The organism is Pseudomonas sp. GD03862 (assembly GCF_029840855.1).
Taxonomy (GTDB): domain Bacteria; phylum Pseudomonadota; class Gammaproteobacteria; order Pseudomonadales; family Pseudomonadaceae; genus Aquipseudomonas; species Aquipseudomonas alloputida.
Genome location: NZ_JAOCDI010000046.1, coordinates 25709 through 46901, shown reverse-complemented (window position 1 = coordinate 46901; position 21193 = coordinate 25709). Strand labels below are relative to the sequence as shown.

The 21193-nt window shown below is 56.5% G+C and carries 17 protein-coding genes and 2 pseudogenes; 4 read left to right on the top strand and 15 right to left on the bottom strand.

Going from position 1 to position 21193, the window contains the following annotated elements; translation table 11 throughout:
- From N5D53_RS23230 to N5D53_RS23165, 14 genes and pseudogenes are all read right to left on the bottom strand, one after another.
- Positions 1–327, bottom strand: a pseudogene (locus tag N5D53_RS23230) (arsenical-resistance protein); the annotation flags it as partial.
- Between the two features lie 434 nt (positions 328–761).
- The gene (locus N5D53_RS23225) at positions 762–1385 is read right to left on the bottom strand and encodes a trimeric intracellular cation channel family protein (RefSeq protein WP_207238204.1); all 624 of its coding nucleotides are present in this window, start codon (positions 1383–1385) and stop codon (positions 762–764) included.
- Between the two features lie 140 nt (positions 1386–1525).
- On the bottom strand, positions 1526–2707 hold the full coding sequence (locus tag N5D53_RS23220; RefSeq protein WP_088512638.1) for a hypothetical protein: 1182 nt from the start codon (positions 2705–2707) through the stop codon (positions 1526–1528).
- 247 nt (positions 2708–2954) lie between these two features.
- Positions 2955–4193: a serine hydrolase gene (locus N5D53_RS23215; protein WP_088512637.1), complete on the bottom strand. Its 1239-nt coding sequence runs from the start codon at positions 4191–4193 to the stop codon at positions 2955–2957.
- A gap of 5 nt (positions 4194–4198) precedes the next feature.
- Positions 4199–5155, bottom strand: a complete 957-nt coding sequence (locus N5D53_RS23210; protein ID WP_088512636.1) for an oligopeptide/dipeptide ABC transporter ATP-binding protein — start codon at positions 5153–5155, stop codon at positions 4199–4201.
- Positions 5156–5179: 24 nt separating this feature from the next.
- A complete protein-coding gene (locus N5D53_RS23205; protein ID WP_088512635.1) occupies positions 5180–6211 on the bottom strand; it encodes an ABC transporter ATP-binding protein in 1032 nt (343 codons plus the stop codon).
- A complete protein-coding gene (locus tag N5D53_RS23200; RefSeq protein ID WP_088512634.1) occupies positions 6211–7095 on the bottom strand; it encodes an ABC transporter permease in 885 nt (294 codons plus the stop codon). Before N5D53_RS23200 ends, N5D53_RS23205 begins: the two co-directional genes overlap by 1 nt.
- On the bottom strand, positions 7092–8108 hold the full coding sequence (locus N5D53_RS23195) for an ABC transporter permease (protein ID WP_088512633.1): 1017 nt from the start codon (positions 8106–8108) through the stop codon (positions 7092–7094). Before N5D53_RS23195 ends, N5D53_RS23200 begins: the two co-directional genes overlap by 4 nt.
- 172 nt (positions 8109–8280) lie before the next feature.
- Positions 8281–9825 carry an ABC transporter substrate-binding protein gene (locus N5D53_RS23190; RefSeq protein ID WP_088512632.1) on the bottom strand — a complete coding sequence of 515 codons (1545 nt, stop codon included), beginning with the start codon at positions 9823–9825 and terminating at the stop codon, positions 8281–8283.
- Between the two features lie 216 nt (positions 9826–10041).
- Complete coding sequence (locus N5D53_RS23185; RefSeq protein WP_088512631.1) at positions 10042–10869, bottom strand: helix-turn-helix transcriptional regulator; 828 nt, start codon at positions 10867–10869, stop codon at positions 10042–10044.
- Between the two features lie 37 nt (positions 10870–10906).
- Positions 10907–11824, bottom strand: a complete 918-nt coding sequence (locus tag N5D53_RS23180; protein WP_190869809.1) for an ABC transporter permease subunit — start codon at positions 11822–11824, stop codon at positions 10907–10909.
- 29 nt (positions 11825–11853) lie between these two features.
- Positions 11854–12036 carry a hypothetical protein gene (locus tag N5D53_RS23175; protein ID WP_088512629.1) on the bottom strand — a complete coding sequence of 61 codons (183 nt, stop codon included), beginning with the start codon at positions 12034–12036 and terminating at the stop codon, positions 11854–11856.
- A gap of 175 nt (positions 12037–12211) precedes the next feature.
- Positions 12212–13538 (bottom strand): annotated as a pseudogene (locus N5D53_RS23170) (IS110 family transposase).
- A 944-nt stretch (positions 13539–14482) separates the two neighbouring features.
- Positions 14483–15400: a LysR substrate-binding domain-containing protein gene (locus N5D53_RS23165; protein ID WP_029380745.1), complete on the bottom strand. Its 918-nt coding sequence runs from the start codon at positions 15398–15400 to the stop codon at positions 14483–14485.
- A gap of 195 nt (positions 15401–15595) precedes the next feature.
- Between N5D53_RS23165 and N5D53_RS23160 the strand changes: the two genes are divergently transcribed.
- The 4 genes from N5D53_RS23160 to N5D53_RS23145 all read left to right on the top strand — a co-directional run bounded on the left by N5D53_RS23160 (position 15596) and on the right by N5D53_RS23145 (position 19585).
- Positions 15596–16345 carry an SDR family NAD(P)-dependent oxidoreductase gene (locus tag N5D53_RS23160; RefSeq protein WP_014754902.1) on the top strand — a complete coding sequence of 250 codons (750 nt, stop codon included), beginning with the start codon at positions 15596–15598 and terminating at the stop codon, positions 16343–16345.
- Positions 16346–16412: 67 nt separating this feature from the next.
- Entirely contained in the window at positions 16413–17714 is a 1302-nt protein-coding gene (locus N5D53_RS23155) for an MFS transporter (protein WP_104886886.1), read from the top strand.
- 18 nt (positions 17715–17732) lie between these two features.
- Positions 17733–18581 (top strand): transketolase, encoded by an 849-nt coding sequence (locus N5D53_RS23150; protein WP_129931818.1) that lies wholly within the window; start codon positions 17733–17735, stop codon positions 18579–18581.
- Positions 18578–19585 carry a transketolase family protein gene (locus tag N5D53_RS23145; protein WP_064491864.1) on the top strand — a complete coding sequence of 336 codons (1008 nt, stop codon included), beginning with the start codon at positions 18578–18580 and terminating at the stop codon, positions 19583–19585. The genes N5D53_RS23150 and N5D53_RS23145 overlap by 4 nt, the downstream gene beginning before the upstream one ends.
- Positions 19586–19696: 111 nt before the next feature.
- Here N5D53_RS23145 and lpdA read toward each other — a convergent pair whose 3' ends face one another.
- Entirely contained in the window at positions 19697–21097 is a 1401-nt protein-coding gene (lpdA, locus tag N5D53_RS23140; protein ID WP_003253243.1) for a dihydrolipoyl dehydrogenase, read from the bottom strand.
- Between the last annotated feature and the right edge of the window lie 96 nt (positions 21098–21193).

The following is a 21193-nucleotide window of genomic DNA, read 5'->3' as shown; positions in this document are numbered from 1 at the left end:
TATACTCAGGCTTGTCGGAAAGGAAGACAACGGCCAGCCCGAACATCAGGACCGGGCCGACACCCAGTTCTGGATCAGCGACAGGGCAAGGATGCGCTTGTCCTTGAATACCTGTGGCAACTCCTCGTATTTCACCTTCGCCAGAGGTGGGTACATCATTACGATGAGGCCAATGGCGATGGGGATGTTTGTCGAGCCTACCGACAGGCTATTCAGCCACGCAGGCAATCCCTGGAACAGGCTGCCCAGACCAATGCCCAGGCCCATGGCCAGAAAGATCCACACCGTCAGGTAGCGGTCTAGAAAGGAAAGTCGGCTTTTGCTCATGGTGGATCTCCCTAAACGTCAGGGCCAATGTGTCTGTCTGCTACAAGCACAACACAGTATTGCTCAAAAATTGCCCCTTTTGGGGGAAGGTATTTACTCGGGCGGATCAAGGTCTACAGCAAGCCCCAAGAGCAGCGTCAGCAAGACGACGATCAGCAGGCCGAACTGCGCAAGCTACGCGCTGAACTCAAGCGCGTGACGGAAGAGCGAGACTTTTTGGCGGGGAACCACTGCAGGAGAACGGTATAGGGCTGGTCAGGCGTAGAGTGGTGTTCTTGCGAGCTGCGGTCGAATCAGGACTGGTGACCTCCACATCATCTGCAAGTTCGTTGGCGCGAAAATCATCTTTTGCGTAAATGAAGATATTCAGTCGCTAGGCTGTCGCAGGTGCACGCGCTACGGGTAATTGGATTAGACACAGAATAAGCACCAGATTAGCTCGCTCGATAGCGGTTAGGCAGTTTGATGTTAAATCTGATCGCCAATGCGCGCAGTGTAAACGCGACAATAAAACCGCCAAGCAAATCGTAGCTATTCGAATAGCCCAGAGTGCTTAGAGCGTAGTAGGCAATAGAACCTCCCAAGGTCGTGGTGATGTACAGCTCTTCATTCATGAGAGTCAGATTGCTACCACATAACACATCACGCGTAATCCCGCCAAATGTGGCTGTCACCACTCCCATACAAATTGCGATCAGGGGTGAAGCTTCAGCAAGTAGAGCCACTTCAGTACCAACTGCCGCGAATAATGCTATGCCAATTGCATCCATCCAAAGAAGAGCTCCCGCAAGCGACGTAAGTCTGGGGGCGATGTAATAGGTCGCGGCAGAGGAAACAAGGCAGATTACAATCCAAGTAGGTTCCCTGATCCAGAAAACAGGTAGATTCCCTATCAGCACATCACGCAGCGTGCCGCCCCCGAGCCCTGTGACTGTTCCAATCAGTATAAACCCCAATATATCCATCTTGAGGCGCGCCGCACTCAGTGCACCAGAAACGGCAAAGACTGCCACCGCGCAGAGCCCCATGACATTCACCACAGCGGTAAGATCGTACAAGATGAAACTCCTATCCGGGCTCATGAAGGTACTGCTTCGGCTAATCGCGAGCGGGCTCGTTCCTAAAGGTTATGCGCTAAACCAATAGAAGCGAGCCCGCTTATGACGTGATTGTTAGAGCGGCAGCAAATGAATCTGGGTCAGAAATAATAACCGATATTCATGTACAACTGGTTTTCCCACTGATTACTTCCTCCAGCGCCCAAACTCTGGGTGAGGCTGCTGCCACCGATGACCGGATCATTCTTTCCGTGCAGCCATTCCGTGGCGATCCACAGTTTACTGAGGGAAAACGATGTGCCGACAATCATCCGTTGCGAGGTCTTGAAATCATCAGCGGTTTTGTCGAAAGCGCTGTAGTTAGCGTACAGCTTCACACCGCTGATCAGATCGAACAGATACTTACCGCTTACATCGTAGCTCACATCCGCGACGTACAAGTTACCGCGACTGGCGACATTGAAGGTGCCGTCGTAACCTCCGAAAGTCACCAGTTCATCGGTACCGGGGTTGCGCGGAGACATCTGCTGTCGCGCGGCTTGCAGTTGCACTTCCCACGGGCCGTTTTTGCCGATGTAGTGCACCGCCATGGCATTGCGCCGACCATCATTGTTCGTGTCGCGGTTCTCCAGGGACGAGGTCAGGCCTGAGATCCCGACTTCGGACTTCCACGGCCCCAGGTCCAGCGCTTTGGCCACCCGCAGGACCACTGTGTTGCGTTCCTGGTTGTTGCTGCCGTCGGTGACATAGCTGTCCGCTTCGGAGACCACGGTGGAGTAGGTTTCACCGTTGCTGGTGCCTTTGCCCTGCCACGCCGGGCGCAGGTAGTAACCGGCCTGAATATTCCAGTCGCCGCTTTGGTGGATGTACTTGGCGCCGACTTCTTCCACGTCTTCGAGTCCCATGACGGCCCCCAGAGTTTGGTAGAACGTACTACCGAAGTACGGCTGCAACCCGAACGGTAGCTGGTTCAGGCCCACCTGGACCTGCTGGTCGGGGTTGAACTTGTAGCCGATCCACGCAAGTTCGGCGAACTGGATGTCCCCGACGTTCTTGGTGTACTGGTAAGGGTAAGCTCGACCGTAGAACCGGTATTTGGCCTCGCCAATCCAGGTGTCGGATTTGTACTTGGCGGAGAGGATCGCGGTGTCGAAGTTAAACTTCTGGATATCGCGATCTGGATCATAGTCCCAACGCGCCCGGACGGCGCCACCGAGATCGAGATTGTCGGTAACCTGTATCGCCATCGCGGGAGTGGAAAGTGCACACAACAGCGCAAGAGAGGCCAATGTGCGCAAGGGCCGGTTAGTCTTAAAGTTCATAGTCGCTCCGTCTCTTTTCTAGATCTTATTGTTGGCAACAGTCATCTCGGCCACGATAAAATCGCGGTCTAGATGAATGGGGTAGGGCCCACCAGAACGAAAGCTGCGAACAGCGTCAAACTGAGGGCCAATAGGCTAAATGGAACACGGTCTGTTGGGTCTGGGTGAAGTTGTCCGAGGCTGAACCTAGCACTTCTCCACCAAGTTAGGAGGCACCTAAAAAACCGCAGTCATTCACATTCCCGGGTCAACTGCGTTGCAGTTCTTCAACCACTGCGTCACAAGCACGGAAGGTATTCAACGTCCATTCCGCATTGATAAAGTCCGGCCAACTAGAGAGTTTTACAATGACTACTTCAGAAGCCGGATGCCAATAAATACTCTGCCCAAACACTCCACGCGCCGAATAATTACCTTGTTCGCTATCTAGCACCCAGCACTGATTGCTGTAGGCTGCGTTAGGAAAGTGCTTGACATAGAAACCATAGAGGACTTCAAACGCCGGTGTGGAACCGCTGCCGCATGCGCGTACGAATTCCTCCGGAACAATCTGCTGGCCGTTGAAATATCCACCCTGCAGATACATCTGAGCAAAGCGCGCCAGATCACGCAACGTGGCACTCATCCCGCCATCGGCTAATGCGGTTCCAACGCAATCGAGGGTGATATTCGCGTCTTGTTCTGCCCCCAGTTTGGACCAGATCTCCCGGCTTAGTAAAACGGGGAGCCGCTCGCCGCAAGCCCGCTCACAGACCCAGGCCAACATGTCGGTATCCACTGAGCGATACTCAAAGAACTTCCCATGTTCACGGTCTTTACCCAGCGACTTCAACAAACCGTAAATACTGTCGGGGGACTTCAGCTCACCCCGTTCACGCCAACCCGAGGCGACATCCAACTGGATGAATTCAGCATCCGGATCGGTGTAATCCTCCCTAAATCTTACGCCCGTGCGCATATCCAGCAGATCCTGTACACGGGCGTCGCCGTATCCGCTTTCCGAAAGCTCGGGCACATAGGTGCTGACCCGCGCTTGGGGATCGATTCTGCCTTGGCCGATCAACCTGCCGACCAGACTGCCGATAATAGTCTTGGATACCGACTGCAGCAGATGCAACGTGTACGGCTGCATACCGTTAAAATATTGCTCAGTAACCACCTTGCCTTGATGAAGCACCAAAAAGCCATCGGTGTAGCTATCGTTCAAGAAGGTCGCCAGGTCGGTTTGCCCGCCGTCGACCCGCTGGAAAAGTACGGCGTCCAGTGAGCGTTCATTGCGCTCAAGTTCGCTGACCGGCCCGGGACCGCGATGAATAGCTGCTACCGGAAACAGCTGACTCATGTGCTGGAACGACCAGCGGTTATAGGGCGGACTGTCCCAGTTATGCTGGCCGACTTGCTTTTCGCGGGAGGGCGGATAGCCCTGCATCAGCCTTAAGTCCTGATAACTAATGCCGGGAGCAGTCATGTCCTTTTTGTCGTACATGGGGTTCAGATCTCGTCGTTCAGTGGGTGATGGCAAGAAAAACGATGGCCGTATTCCCGAGTCTCGGCTGGCACCTCTCGGCGACAACGCTCACTGGCTCGCGGACAACGGGGCGCGAAGTGGCACCCAGCAGGTCGGTTCAAGGGGCTGGGGATCTCGCCGCTAAGGATCTGCAACTGGTCCCGACGGTCCGGGTCGATGGAGGGCACTGAGTTGAGCAGCGCGCGGGTATAGGGATGACGCGGTTGGCCGAACACTTGCTCCACAGGCCCTGCCTCGACGATGCGCCCCAGATACATCACAAGCACCCGCTGCGCCAGATACTCGACTGTCGCCAGGTCGTGGCTGATAAACAGATAGCTCAGCCCATTAGCGGCCTGCAGCGTCTTGAGCAATTGCAGCACTTGGGCTTGAACCGACACGTCGAGCGCAGCCGTAGGTTCATCGAGAATTAGCAGTTTCGACTCCAACGCCAGGGCCCGAGCGATAGCGATACGCTGCAACTGTCCACCGGAAAACTCATGGGGATAGCGATCCATGTGCTCCTCGCCCATCCCCACATTTCCAAGCAATTGAAGAATACGCTCGTGCAAGGCGCTCCCGTGCAAACCAAAGGCGACCTTCAGTGGCTCGGCAACAATCGCCTTGATTTTCATTTTCGGGTTCAGCGAGGCGTAGGGATTCTGGAACACCATACTCAAGCTCCGGCCCCTCGCCTTGGCATCAGTGGGCAACGGCCGACCTTCGACTAAAATTTGCCCACTATCGGCTGCTAACAGGCCGAGCAAGGTCGCGGCAACCGTGCTTTTGCCACAACCGGACTCTCCCACCAGCGCGACCGTTTCACCTACCTGAACCTCCAGGCTGATGTGGTCAATGGCAGTCACGAGGCCGTCGCGGCTGGCGTAGGTCTTGTGCAACTGGTTAACACTCAGCAGTGCGGGCTGTTTGTTGTTATTCATAGCCGTTTACCTTTCAAAAAAGCCTCACACCTTGACTAACGTGTTGTGGCAAGCGGCCCAATGTCCCTCGCCAATTTCTACCCTTGGCGCAGCGTGAACGCAGCGTCCCGTGGCACGCTCACAACGTGGGCGGAATGCGCAGCCCGCTGGGGGAGCCGCCATGTTCGGCACTTGCCCCGGGATGAAACCCAGCGGCTGAGGCCCCTGCCCCAACGTGGGCACGGTACCCATCAACTTCATGGTGTAGGGGTGTGCAGGTTGCTTGAACACTTGGCCCACCGGGCCGCTCTCCACCACTTCGCCGGCATACATAACCGCCACCCGGTCGCAGAGCGAAGCGACTACCCCAAGGTTGTGGGTGATAAACAGAATCGCTAGATCCTGCTCCCGTGCCAGTTTGCGCAGGAGGGCTATGATCTGCGCCTGCACTGTGACGTCTAGCGCCGTGGTCGGCTCATCGGCGATCAGCAGTTTCGGTCGACAGGCCAGCGCCATGGCAATCACGACTCGCTGTAACTGGCCGCCAGACAACTGGTGCGGATACTTAGCCAACACCAGAGGAGGGTCTGGCATGCTGACCGCTTCCAGGGAGCTCAGCGCCTCGGCGCGGATTTGTGCCTTATTCAGTTGCCGATGGCAGCCGATGACATCGAACATCTGCCGCCCGACCGTGAAGAACGGGTTGAGCGCCTTCATCGGATTCTGGAAGACCATCGCCGCGCCACCGCCACGCAACGCCGCCAGCTGCGTGGCTGATGCGCCGTTAACCTGCTGTCCGGCGACCCTGATAGTGCCTCCCAGCCGAGCGGTCTCAGGCACCAATCCAAGGCAGGACATAGCGGTCATTGACTTACCCGAGCCCGACTCCCCCACCAAGCCCAGGATTTCGCCGCGCTTTAACTTGAGGTCGATGCCACGTACGGCCTTTACGGTCTTGAACAAACCAGGGAAAGACACCGTCAGCCCTTCCACTTCTAGCACTAGAGCTTGCGCTGCGTCTGTACTCGAAGCGGCGAGACGCTCGACGGCAGAATATTGCAAGGATTCATCGATCATCAGCGTGTCCCCTTCTTTGGGTCGAGCACATCGCGCAGCCCGTCACCCACCAGATTGACGGCCAGCACCAGGACAAAAATCGCCACTCCGGGGAACAACACAGTCCAGGGGTTCTCGAGCAACTGCGAGCGCGACGCCGCGGCCATCAGCCCCCATTCGATCATGGGCGGCTTGGCCCCCAGCCCGATAAAGCTCAACGAGGCAGCGGCGAGAATGGTGTAACCAAAATCCATGGAGCCCTGCACGATTACAGGGGTGGTGGCATTTGGCAGTACATGTCGCAGCAAGATACGTCCGTGACTGACGCCCATAGAACGGGCTGCCTGGATATAGGTTTCTGAACGAACCCGTACTACTGCACCGCGCATGATCCTCGCGTACCAGGGAAACCAAGACACAGCGAGCGCTAACATGGCATTGGCCAATCCCGATCCCAGAGCAGCGGTGATAGCGATCGGTAGCAACAACGGCGGAAAGGCCAGAAACACATCTGATAAACGCATCAGCAGCGTATCAACTCGCCCACCGAAGTAACCGGAAACAAGCCCAATAGGAATTCCGATTAGCATCGCGATCAAAGTTACGCTCACCCCGATAACCAGTGAGGTGCGTGCGCCATAAAGCACCCGTGAAAGAATGTCACGCCCAAACTCGTCGGTGCCCATCCAGTGTGCCCAGCTGGGCGCCAGCAATTTCTGAGAAAAGACAATCTTGTTCGGCTCATAAGGGGCAAGCCAGGACGCGAAGACTGCTGCCAGTATGATCAGCAGTAACAACAGCGCACCGAATACGAATAGTTTGTTTTCGCTGGCAAAAGCCAAGGCCTTGATACGCCATGATGGGGCTCGTGAAGGCATGGACTGTGATATGTCTTGGGTACTCATTGGACTCGCAGCCTCGGATCAACAAGGTGATACAAGAGATCAACGATTAGGTTGATCGACAGATATGTCGTGGCCAGCACCAGAGTGGCTCCCATAACAGCGGGGAAATCATTCTGGGCAATCGAAAACACCACGAAGCCGCCTAGGCCTGGCCAATCGAAAATAAACTCAACAACTACCGCACCACCGAGTAGGTAACCGAAGGTCAGGCCCACCACCGTCAGGAGCGGAATCATTGTCGCCTTGAGTGCATAGGCGTAATGGATACGCCACTTGGGTACACCGTAAGAAACCGCCGTACGGATGTACTCCTCAGATAGCACCTCAACCATCATGTTGCGGGTAATCCGGGTGACAGTGGCCAAGGTCACTATGACCAAGGTGAGCACGGGTAGCGTCAGATGCTTAATGGCACTCCACAGTGCTACGAAATTACCGGCCAGCAGCGTGTCAATCAGGTAAAAGCCCGTCACTCGCTCAAACGGGCTATCGAGAAGAATGGAGGCATCGATACGACCTTGCAGGGGTAGCCAGTTAAGCTTCCCGTAGAACAGCAACTGCAAGCCCATGGCCAGGATGAACACTGGAAACGCCGTCCCGGCGATGGACCCCGCTCGTGCGGCATTGTCGACCACCCGGTTTTGCCTCGCAGCTGAGATAACACCGATCGGCACACCTAGCACTACAACCCAGAACATCGCGAGGAATGTCAGTTCAAAGGTCGCTCCAACCCGCCTGACCACTTCCTCCATGACCGGCCGTCCGGTGCGCAGACTAGTGCCAAAATCACCTCGGAGAAGATCGCCGATGTAATTTAAGTACTGGACTGGCAGAGGTTTATCCAACCCGAGTTTTTCACGTGCGACGGAAATCTGCTCCACCGTGGGGTGGTTCCCTAGCATCATTTCCACCGGGGAACCCGGAAGAGCTCGACTCAGAACGAAGGTGATAGTCAACACTCCTAGAAGAATGAAGAACATCACTATCAATCGCTGGGTTATATAATTCACCATTTGGAACACCCTTTGTGGCTAAAAGCTAGACCCGAACCGCTTACACCTTACGTAAACACCCAAAAGCGGATTGACCCTTGGTGATCTGACCAGACAGATTAAATATCTGGCCATATATTTACTTGGCATATCAGCTACGACACGCTCCACTTCAACAAGTACGAGTCAACGCTCAATGACTCAGGTTGTAGTAGAGAACTGCTTCGTAAGCTGGATTCAGGCTTTTTTCCATACCCTTTATGTCTTTGCGGGAGACACGTATCTGCTGAACGTCGGCGTACCAGATCGCAGGAGCGTCCTGGGCTAATAACTGCTGTGCCTGCACATACTTTTCAGTTGATTTGGCCCGATCACTGCCCTCTAGATCTCCCGCCTCTTCTATCAACTGGTCAAATTTTTTATTACTGTAGTGAGAAAGATTGAACAGCGTCGTTTTCTCTGTATGGAATTCACTTACAAGCCAATCGCCAGGTGTCGAATATGTCGGCCACCATGCCATAGATTGCATGTTGGGAGCGGTTTCCAGCTTCTTTGCCCGATCCCAAAGGACGCCCCACTCGCCGGGGCGTAACTCAACCTCAACGCCTACCTGAGACGCAGTAGCCTGAAACAGTTCGGCTGCGTTTGAATAGACACCACTGATATACTGCATCGAGACCTTCCAGTCCTGCTTAGGCACACCGGAGGCCTCCAACAATTGTCGGGCTTTGTCCGGATCGTAAGTGGCCATAGGCACGCTGGCATGCCCCCAAATACTGGTGGGCAAAGGCCCCTTGGGAACACTGCCGTAGCCATGCAAAATGTCTTTGGTGACACTTTCATAGTCCCAGAGATACTGCAATGCCTGACGAAACTTCAGGTTATTCGTAGGATACTTCTGGGTATTGATCAAAAACTGGAAATTTTTCCAAGAAGGCGCGGTGCTCACCTTGATTGAGGGGTCTTCTCCCAACACCTTGAGCTGATCAAGAGGAATATCCCAGGCGACCCCAGCCTCGCCATTTTTGATCATTTGAGTACGGGTGGAGGCTTCGGATACAACCTTCACAATGACCCGATCAAACTGCCCTTCTTTCCACCCACCCCAGTATCCATCGAATCGCTCAAGCACTACTTGCTGGCCTTGTTCGACCTGCCCAAGTTTGTAGGGGCCGGTACCGATGGCGTTGGGAGCCATCATCCAACTATGCCCTTTTTCCACTGCCGCCGGGGCAATGATATAAGCGGCATACTGACCTGCCGCGATCAGATTGGCCGGCGTGGGACTTTTAAACTTGAGCGCTACCGTATCGTCAGCGAGGACCTCGACGGCATCCAGATTTTTCCATACAAATGCAGCGCCCTGGTTCAGCTGCTTGACGTAATCAATGGAGACTTTGACCGCTGCCGCGTTAAAGGCCGAACCGTCATGGAACTTCACACCGTGCCGCAGTTTGAAGGTCCAGGTTTTGCCACTGTCGCTGCTCTCCCACGACGTCGCGAGACCGGGGGAAAACTCCTCTGCACTGCCTGGCGCGTTATATAAAACTAGTGTCTCGTAGATATTCCCCAGCACTCGTACTTCTTCCGAAAAAGCCGAAGCTGGATCCCAATCCTTGAATGAGGCTCGATCAGCGACAACCAAGGTATTGTTTGCCGCACACACCGAACCACTGGTTAATGACGCAGTCACAGACAGCGCCATCAAGCCCGCCATTAATGCTCTTCTTACTTTCATAAATTTTCCTCTTATTTTTATGGTGGGCACAGCGAATCGTTTGTAAAGCCAGCATTCCTTCAAGTGGAATGCACGTGTGGTTGGCCATTAACGAAACTGACTTCTGGATGGTGTATGAATTATCGATCTGCCTGAAGGCCATCTCAATTTCGCGAACACGAAAAAAAAAACGCTAGGTGACGCCCATGAGCGTCAGCTAGCGTCACCTTTGGAGGTTTAGAACAGGGGAGGGATAAGGTTGAATTCACCTTCTGATGGATGAACCAGTAGCCGCGCTCTCACCTCGACGGGAATCTGAGGAGCATCAATCGGAAAACAGCTGCAGCTGCTGAGAGCGCTACGCAGGTCGATCGACTCGCCTAGGTACTCAAATACTACATGGGCACCAAAAGGACGCCGGAAATTGTCACCCGAAACGCCGATTACCAAGCCGTTGAGAAAACGAAAACGACTTCGGTAGGAGGGATAGATTGCCGACCATATATAGCCCCGGGATGACAGATACTCGCGCTCGACGAGGTAGATCAGATCGGAGGAGGCAAAGCAGAACCCACGGTACTTATTAATACCAAAAGTCTTCGCTTGGTCATCGCCCAACCTCATCCTCTCGAAGGTTTTGCTAAGGATCTTTTCGCCCGAGCGAGTCAAGCGGGTAATCGATTTGATCACCTCTCCCGGCGCGGCGGGAGACATCAAATAAACAAAGTAGTAACCCTGATACTTCGACAACTCGTGCGCAGAGCTGGGAAAAAAATCTACTGGTACTGCACCGTCTGAATCTCGCACTGTATTTTGTGTGGTGAGAAGAGCACGAAAGGATTCATGCTCGGAAAATATTTCTTCCTCATCCACGCCAAAAAAATTGCAGATTTTACGCAGCGTAAAAGGTGAGGGAGTCGCTTGCGCCCCCAAATACTTATTAAACTGCTGACGATTTATATCTAGTGAGCGACACACCTTTGCCACCGACTTATAATATCCGCAGAGAAGTCGCAAATTTTGACTGAAGTCCTGCATCGACTGAGATGAGTTGGAACTGGCCACTAAGAATACCCTCACGCCACATTGACAACACGCTATACTATTCCCCGCTTGGGGTCACGGGTTCAAAAAACGAATGTAAGACACTTGGTGCAGAGGCTCCGCTTTGCCATCCCGTGATCGATGCGAGCTTCAAGCGCGTCCCCCCCGCGGGCCGTGGACTCTCTTGGCCGGTATTGAAAGCCTCCTCATGAAGCGCCACACCGCTTCCCGCATACATGCCAACGGGTTCGAACAACGAAGTGGGGACCTGCACAATACTGCCGCAGACCATCAGGACCACCATGGTTTCCCCAATGGCCCTGGCTGCACCGAGCACCATGGCGGAGAAAATGCCTTGCCTCGCTGCAAGCACGACAATGCGCAGCAGGGTTTGATTCTCGGAAACACCTAGTTCCGCAGCGCCCTGCACATAGGCGACCGGGACCCCCTGGAGGGCTGACTGGGTCAGGACGGTAATGGTCGGGATGATCATCAGGGCTACCACCAGAACACCAGCCAGCAGGCTGGCTCCCGGAGGGCTCCACAGGTTGATGATCGGAACGATGGCACTCACGCCCCAGAGGCCGTAGACCACCGTCGGCACCGCCGCACTGAGTTCCACCAGATTGCGCATCAACCGCGCCAGTCCGGTGGGTGCCTTGAACGTGGTGACCAGCGATATCGCCAGGCTCAACGGCGTAGCCACCAGCAGCGCCCCGATCGTCAGGTAGAGGCTGGCCACGACCATCGGCGTCATATTGAAACTGGCATCCCTCGGCCACCAGCCTTCGTCAGTGAAGAACCGGGTCAAGCCACCCTTGCTGATCAAGGGGAGCGCCTCACCCAGGAGAAACGCAACGATCAGGAACACGATCGCCGCCCCGAGCAAGGCCAGCATGGTCATCGCCGACCAGAACACCCATCCGCGCAGCGCCGATGGCGGCGGTGAGATGGACTCAACGATAGGTAGTGTCATGAATCGGCCCTGGGCAGCAACGCCGGTCGTTATTTCGCGACCGGGATGAAGTACATCCGCGTGACGAAGTCATCGGCCTGCTTCGATTGCGCATAGCCCACGAAGTCCTGGACCTGCTCATTCAACGGCGTCTTGTAGACCAGATTCAGGTCACGGCTGATCGCATACTGCCCTGAGGCCATGGAAGCGGTCGAAGGAACCAGGTCACCCATGGGGATCTGGCGAATGGCCGCGCCGTGCCCAGCTTCGTATTCCGCCGAGCCGATGGAGACATAGCCCTCTGGACTGCCGTCCGAGCCCCTTCATTGATTGACCTAGGGAAATGCACCTGCATAGGCCGCCGCCTGCTTCTATCAAACAAAATGCAACCCATTGTTTTCTAAACACTCAAGCGGCCACCAGTTGATACCCCAGTTTCCGGGCTTTGCGAAGCAAAGCCCGGACCTGCCGGTCTTGGCTTCTGGTTTCGAACTCCTCAAGACCTTGTTCAACATAAGCCTGCTTCTTGGTTAACAGGTTGTACACCAGACGTGCCAACTGATGCGCAGTGGCCTTGATGGCGCAGCTGGTATCCATTCGAGTCAGTCTGGCTCGGTGTGATGCACCAATGAAACCCTTGTCGTTACGGGCATTGGATGCGGCCTGCTTGAGTGCTTGAGCTGCTCGATTGACTATTTTGGGCCCGCCACCTGCCAGTCGATGACCGCCGGAAATTCGGGTAGGGGGAGCCAATCCCAACCAAGAGCAGAAGTGCTGTGAGGACGGGAATCGTGATAGATCTGTACCGATCTCCCCTGCCAGCACTAATGCAGTGTCCACCCCAATGGTTGGAATTGCGGTTAGGTCCACGCCAAGAACTTTCCAATGTCTGATGCAATTCAGTCTGTTGGGCACCGTTTCGGTGTGGGCTCCGTAAAGGCTTATTGGATGGCTCTGGCTTGTTTTGCAGCACCGGCAACTGCTCTAGCGCGGCTTTTATGGCGTCGTCACAATCAGCAATTTGCTGCTCCAGGAAGTCATAGGCAGCCAATTCCTGAGTTAGCGCATGCAAATGCTCGCGCCGCCAATTGCCATGAAGACTCCGAGCGACAGCCTCCTTGCCTGCCTTGATGCGGCGGTCGGTTAGTTCAGCCAATTGCGATGGGTCCCGTTCACCTGCGCAGATGGCTCGCAAAATCTTCATGCCAGTTACACCGGAAATATCACTGATGACATTGGCCAGCTGGATGTTCATTTGGCTCATGGCCTTTTGCATCCGGTTCAGCGTCTGCGCCTGGTCTTTCACTTTGGAAGCACGCTGCCTGACCAATGACCGGACGCAGCAGGTCAGATCATCGGGGCGGAATGCGCCTCTGAGCAGTCCATGAGTCATCAGCTGCCAAATCCACTGGCAATCCAGCACATCTGATTTACGGCCCGCGATTTGCCGAGTTGCTCTGGCATTGACGAGATACACCTCAAAACCGCGCTCGCTGAGAATCTCGTAAATTGGAATCCAATAAACCCCCGTGGATTCCATGGCAACGACCTTGATCCCCAGGCTTTCAAGCCAGTTAGCCATCTTGAGCAGGTCGTCAGTAAAGGACGTGAACGACTGGACGGGATTTTCGTGCGGGGGATCGACCGCCACGAAATGCTCTCGACCACCGACATCGATCGCCGCGCAATCGGGATGGACGGCGGTAAAGCGTTGCTTGGAAGGCTTGCGCGTCATGATGAATCCTCGCAGGATAAAGGGCGCGCGGGGCACACGGTGGCGAAAGGGTTCACTCTCTCATACGTGGTCACAGCTGAATCAGCTGATGCCTACAGGGACTTCACGCCGATACCGTGCGGATCACTCTCCTACGCGGGTGTGCGGACACACACCAGTGCTGGCTACGATCTCTGTCCCGCGCACACGAACCCTAACAAAGCAAAAGGCGGCTGGCCCTACCGGGCCAACCGCCTTTTCTTTTTCAAAATGTCAGCGTCGCTGCGGAACTGAAGCCGTACACCTCATGTTTGCTGCGCGACAGCGCAGCCCGGAAGGGCTGGGTGATCTCCTACAGGAGCCAACGTTGGGCAGGCGCTTTGCTATCGATGCAACGCCGATCAGCAATAACCACCTATTGTTCGCCGTGATCAGCTCCACGAAGCGTTGGAGTGACGTAGAGGGCGTCAAAACCATCGTGGCTGGGGCATGACCGAGATTTCACCGCTGGCCACCATCGAACGGTTCGATAGCAGCGCTGCTGTGCTGGCGGTTTGATTTCGGTGACGACGGCCTTCGCCCCGAGGCTCCAAGAAGCTCCTATCCCAAATCCCAATGCCACGTTAAAGCGTCCCAGCCCGCACCGTTGCTGGCTGCGACAGCTTTAATTCTCTAACGCATTTGAGTAAACCAATATTTTTGAGTGTTGCGACAGTTTTGCGCTTTCTCTGAGATGGGCTGCAAGGCCCGAGAATCGTGGACCCAATGCGACAGTTTTAATTCTCTAAATCCACAGCTTGTGGATTTAGAGAATTAAAGCTGACGCAGGATAATTAAAACTGTCGCAGGAGGCGGTGAGTCCACCGCGCCGCCGCCTGCAATGTTCCTGCTCCTTGAAGTTGCCTCACTCGTTCGACGCTGGCTTTTGGGCAATGACGTCAACATGCACGCGATCATCAGCATGCCTAAAACACGAAGCCATGCCCGAGCTCTCTCTCCATCCACGCCAAGAAACGCCTGACCCTTTCGAACCCTGAATGCGCTTTCGGAAACACCAGATGATGGGCCGCCACAGGCGCGCTGAAGATGTGTGGCACGACTTCCACCAGTGTTCCGGACGCAAGGTACTTCTGCGCTAACAACGTACTTTCGAGTGCAAAACCCAGCCCGTGACTGGCGGCCTCCAGGGACATGTAGGAACGATCGAAGCTCAACGCGTAGGGCTTTTCCGGGCGGGCGAGACCGTGTCGAGCGAACCAGGCCGGCCATTTCAACAATGTGGCTTCGGAGAGAATCAAGTCCCGACGCAGTAGATCCGACGCGTCGTCGATCCTATGCCGGGCCAGCAGTTTCGGTGAGGCCAGCACGGCAAATGCCTCATTGCCTAAAGTGCGCACCTCGTAGCTAGGCCAATTGGGTTCGCCATGGCGAATGTCTACGTCAATCTTGTCTCGACTGAAATGCAGAGATTCATAAGAGCACGACAAGTTGATCTGGATATCCGGGTGCGCCATCCGAAATGCTTCCAGCCTTGGCATTAGCCACAGCAGGCCGAAACTCGGTGACGAATGCAAACGCAGGCAATCGAGGCTGACGTCGCTGCTGGCCCGTTCTGTGGCGACGGAAAGACTGTGCAGAATGCCGGAAACGTCTTTCAGATACTGCTCGCCAACGGGGGTCAGGCTGACGCCTCGCGCCGCGCGAAAGAACAGTTGTCGACCAATCATTGCTTCGAGCTTGGCCAATTGATGACTGACAGCCGAAGGGGTGAGGTCTAGCACTTCCGCTGCGCGGGCAACATTACCGAAGCGAGCAGTTTGCTCAAAGGCCTGAATCGCTCTCAGGGGTGGAAGGGCCGGCGCGGTATCGTCAACAGATCGCATATCAGTCACTTCGCTCGCAGCGCATATTTTTATTGGGGACCTTCATTCAATCATTTAGCAATCAGGGTGACGAGTGCTGAATTTTTTTCAGCACCCAATGATTTTTGCGTTATTGCTCAGGGCCTGGGCCGAGACCAAAGTAGGCCCATCGATTCCGCTGAATCGACCCTATAAAAACAATCAGAGGTCACACCCATGCTTCTTCAAGGCAAAGTCGCAATCATCACTGGCGCCGCATCGGCACGCGGGATCGGCCGGGCAACTGCGGCCACATTCGCTGCTCAAGGTGCCCGCGTGGTGATCCTCGATCTGGATGAAGCCGCTGCCCGCGATGCCGCAGCGTCTCTTGGCGAAGGACATCTCGGCCTGGCCGCCAACGTCGCCGATCAGGCACAGGTAAACCAGGCCGTTGCGCAGATCATCGAGCACTTTGGCCGCATCGACGTGCTGGTCAACAACGCTGGCATCACCCAACCCCTCAAGACCCTGGACATCAAGCACAGCGACTACGACAAGGTGCTCGACGTCAGCCTGCGCGGCACTCTGCTGATGTCTCAGGCCGTCATTCCCCTGATGCGCGAGCAGCGTTCGGGCAGCATTGTCTGCATGTCCTCGGTATCGGCACAGCGTGGCGGCGGCATCTTCGGTGGCCCGCACTACAGCGCAGCGAAAGCCGGGGTACTGGGCCTGGCCAAGGCCATGGCACGAGAGCTGGGGCCGGATAACGTGCGCGTGAACGCCATCGCCCCGGGTCTGATTCACACGGACATCACTGGCGGTTTGATGCAGGACGATCGTCGCCACGCAATCATCGACGGTATTCCACTGGGCCGTCTGGGCGAAGCGCAAGACGTCGCTAACGCCGCTTTGTTCCTGGCCAGCGATCTGTCGACCTACCTGACCGGAATCACCCTGGATGTAAACGGCGGCATGCTCATTCACTGATGCACATTGCGTCAGCCCGTGCGGCTGACGCTGTTCTGAATCGATAAAAACAAGAGATCAGACCATCATGATTACCACCCTGTCATTGGACGCGGTTTCGGCCGTGCGCTCCAACGCATACCGCAAGACTGCCTGGCGACTGATGCCGTTCCTGATGCTGTGCTACCTGTGTGCCTATCTGGACCGGGTGAACGTGGGCTTCGCCAAGTTGCAGATGATGAGCGACCTGTCCCTAAGCGAGGCCGTTTATGGCCTGGGCGCCGGCATGTTCTTCATTGGCTACTTTCTCTGCGAAGTGCCCAGCAATCTGATCCTGCACAGGGTCGGCGCACGCCGCTGGATCGCCCGGATCATGATTTCCTGGGGGATCATTTCCGCCCTCTTTGCCTTCGTTGAAACCGCCTGGCAGTTTTATGCCCTGCGTTTTCTGCTTGGCATCGCTGAAGCGGGTCTGGCTCCGGGCCTGTTGTTGTACCTGACCTACTGGTTCCCGTCCTACCGTCGCGCAAAGATGACCGTGCTTTGGTTCGTCGCGATTCCATTGTCGGGGATGATTGGCGGCCCACTGTCAGGTTGGATCATGAATCAGTTCGCAGGTTTTCATGGCTGGGCGGGCTGGCAGTGGATGTTCGTCATCGAGGCAATTCCAACCGTCATCGTCGGCTTGTTGGTACTGACCTATCTCAAAGATGGCGTGCATCAGGCCACCTGGCTGACCGATGAAGAAAAGGAACTGGTTACCAAGGAGCTCGCCGAGGACAACGCCCACAAGGTCACTCATGCCTCACCTCGGGAATTCATCCGCGATCGCCGCCTATGGCTGCTGGCCTGCATCTACTTCTGTGTAGTCATGGGCCAGTACGCGATTACCTTCTGGCTGCCGACCCTGATCCGCAATGCCGGGGTATCGGACCCACTGCACATCGGCATGCTGACCAGCCTGCCTTACATGTGCGCCATCGTCGCCATGCTGCTGATGGGCCGTAGCGGCGACAAGCATCGCGAACGTCGCTGGCACCTGGTTGCCCCGATGATCGCAGGCGCCATCGGCCTGACACTGGCGGCGCTGCTGGGTGGCAACCTGCTGCTGTCGGTACTCAGCCTGTGCCTTGCAGCAGCTGGCGTGCTCTCGGCTTCCTCACTGTTCTGGATGCTGCCCACTACGCTGCTCGGCGGTGTGTCAGCCGCAGCAGGTATCGCCGGTATCAACAGTTTCGCCAACCTTGCCGGGTTCTGCTCGCCTTACCTGATCGGTTGGATCACCACTTCCACCGGTTCCAGTGCCATCGGCATGTACCTGATCACCGCAGTGCTGCTCGCGGGGGCCACGTTGGTCCTGCGCATTCCCGCCGCATCGGTCAATCGTTAACTCGCTGGAGTAGTCACCATGACTGTCAACGCACCCGACACTTCGCTCTCGGCGCTCGCCGAACGCGCGTACAACATTCGCCGCCATGCCCTGCGCATGGGGCAGGTCCAGGGCCAGGGTTATGTCGGCCAGGCCCTCGGCGCCGCTGACTTGCTGGCCGTGTCGTACTTCCATGCGCTGCGCTATCAGCCCCACAACCCCGAATGGGAGCAACGCGACCGCTTTTACCTGTCCATCGGTCACTACGCCATCGCCCTGTATGCAGCGCTGATCGAAGCCGGCGTGATCCCCCTGGAGGAACTGGAAACCTATGGTTCGGACGACAGCCGCCTGCCGATGTCGGGCATGGCCGCCTACACGCCGGGCATGGAAATAACCGGGGGGTCGCTCGGCCACGGCTTGGGCATAGCGGTCGGCGCTTGCCTGGGCCTGAAACGCAAGAACTCGGATTCGTTTGTCTACAACCTGCTTTCGGACGGCGAATTGAACGAAGGATCAACCTGGGAAGCCGCGATGTCGGCCTCACATTGGAAACTGAACAACCTCATCGCAATCATCGACGTCAACAACCAGCAAGCCGACGGCTACTCCAGCGAAGTGCTGACATTCGAGCCCATCGTTGACCGTTGGCAGGCGTTTGGCTGGTTTACCCAGCGCGTGGACGGCAACGACATCGGCGCCCTGGTCGCCGCGTTCGACGCCGCACGCAACCATCAAGGGGCACAGCCGCGGGTCATCATCTGCGATACCAAGATGGGCAAGGGTGTGGACTTTCTCGAGTCACGTGAAAAAACCCACTTCATCCGCGTCGATGAAAACGAGTGGGATCTGGCATTGCAAAACCTTCAGGTCGGGAGAACTGTATGAGCCGCGTAAACACCACCGAAACCGGCAAGAAGCGCCTGACAACCTCGGCCATGATCGCTTCGATCGCTGCCGAGGGCCAGGCCACCCGCTCAGCGCCGTTCGGTCATGCGTTGGCGGCACTGGCCGAACAGCGTTCGGACATCGTTGGCCTGTCGGCGGACCTGTCCAAGTACACCGATCTGCATATTTTCGCGAAGGCGCACCCGGACCGTTTCTATCAGATGGGCATGGCCGAGCAATTGCTGATGAGTGCAGCCGCTGGCCTGGCACGCGAAGGCTGCGTGCCGTTCGCCACCACGTACGCGGTATTCGCTTCGCGTAGGGCCTATGATTTTATCTGCATGGCCATTGCCGAGGAGAACCTCAACGTCAAGATCGTCTGCGGGTTGCCGGGCTTGACCACCGGTTACGGCCCCAGCCACCAGGCTACGGATGATCTGGCAATCTTCCGCGCCATGCCGAACCTGATGATCGTCGACCCATGCGACGCTCTGGAGATCGAGCAGGCGGTGCCCGCTATCGCCGCCCATCAGGGACCGGTGTACATGCGCCTGCTGCGCGGCAACGTGCCGCTGGTATTGGACGAATATGGCTACAAGTTCGAGATCGGCAAGGCCAAGACCTTGCGCACCGGAAAGGACGTGGTGATCATCTCCACCGGTCTGATGACCATGCGCTCGCTAGAGGCCGCAGCGCAGTTGCAGAAGGATGGCGTCGATGTGGCAGTACTACACGTACCCACCATCAAGCCACTGGACGAACAGACGATTCTGGCTGAGGCACGCAAGTCTGGACGGCTGGTGGTCACCGCCGAAAACCATTCGATCATCGGCGGCCTGGGCGAAGCGGTGGCGGGCCTGCTGCTGCGCAACGGGGTAACGCCGACATTCCGCCAGATCGCCTTGCCCGATGCCTTCCTCGATGCCGGCGCTCTGCCGACGCTGCATGACCGCTACGGTATCTCCACCGATGCAGTGAGCGCGCAGATCAAGGCTTGGCTGTGACTTGATACCTGAAGATAGAGCCGGCCGGAATTGAAGGCGGCTCTATCCCTGTATGCCCGCAAAGCGAATGCCGAAGGCAAGGGCATGGCCTGACGCAGCGAATGGGGCTCGTCAGATTTGCATGGCCATGCCATCCACATTCATCGCCGCCTGGCGCAGGGCCTCGGAGCGCGTCGGGTGAGGGTGGCAGGTGAGGGCGATATCTTCTGCCGAGGCCGAGAACTCCATAGCCACGCAGAACTCACCAATCATCTCGCTGACGCTTGGGCCCACCAGGTGCACACCCAGTACTTCATCGGTTTCGGCATCGGCGATGACCTTGGCGAAGCCTTCGGTCTCGTGGTTGATCTTGGCACGGCTGTTGGCGGTGAAGGGGAACTTGCCAACCTTGTAGGCACGCCCTTCGGCCTTGAGCTGCTCTTCAGTCTTGCCCACAGTGGCCATCTCCGGGCGGGTATAGATCACCCCAGGGATGAGGTTGTAGTTGACCTCGTGGGGCTTGCCGGCGATGCGTTCGATACAGGCCACCGCTTCGTCTTCGGCCTTGTGCGCCAGCATCGGGCCCGAAGTGACGTCGCCAATCACCCAGACACCCGGCACTGAGGTACGGTGGTGCTCGTTGCCGAGCATGCCGCGCTTGTCGGCTTCCAGGCCCACGCTTTCCAGGTTCAGCCCTTTGGTATAAGGGCGGCGGCCGATAGCCACCAGCACGTAATCGGCTTGCAGCGATTCTGCGGTACCACCGGCGGCAGGCTCCAGCGTCAGGCTGACGCCATCGGCACCTGCGGTAGCCTGAGTCACTTTACTGCCCAGCTTGAACACCATGCCTTGCTTGGCGAGCGCCTTCTGCAGGGCCTTGGCCGTTTCCGTGTCGGTGCCGGGGCAGATGCGGTCCAGGTATTCGATGACAGTGACCTGGCTACCCAGGCGGCGCCAGACCGAACCCAGCTCAAGACCGATCACGCCAGCACCGATGACGACCAGGTGCTTGGGCACTTGCGGCAGCGACAGCGCGCCGGTCGAGTCGATGATGCGCTGGTTGTCGACGGTCACACCTGGCAGAGGGGTGGGCTCAGAGCCGGTGGCAATGACGATGTCCTTGGCCTGCAACGCGGTTTCGCTACCGTCTTCGGCCTTGACCACGACCTTGCCGATGCCATCCAGGCGGCCCCAGCCTTTGATCCACTCGACCTTGTTCTTGCGAAACAGGTATTCGATGCCCTTGGTCAGGCCTGTCACGCTCTCATCCTTCTGCTTCATCATCTGGGCGAGGTTGAGGGTGGGCTTTACTTCGATACCGAGGTGGGCGAACTCGTCACCGCTGGCAGCTTCGTAAAGCTCCGAAGCATGCAGCAGTGCCTTGGATGGCATGCAGCCGACGTTCAGGCAGGTACCGCCCAAGGTCGAGCGGCCTTCCACGCAGGCAACGCTCAGGCCCAACTGGCCAGCGCGGATGGCTGCGTTATAGCCACCAGGGCCACCGCCGATGATCACCACGTCATAGGATTTCATGGGTTCAACTCCAGGATGTAGAAGCGCGAGAGGGCACAAGGTTAAGCTGAGATGCAGAGATTGTATACAATCTGCTGTATGGATAAGATCAGTTGG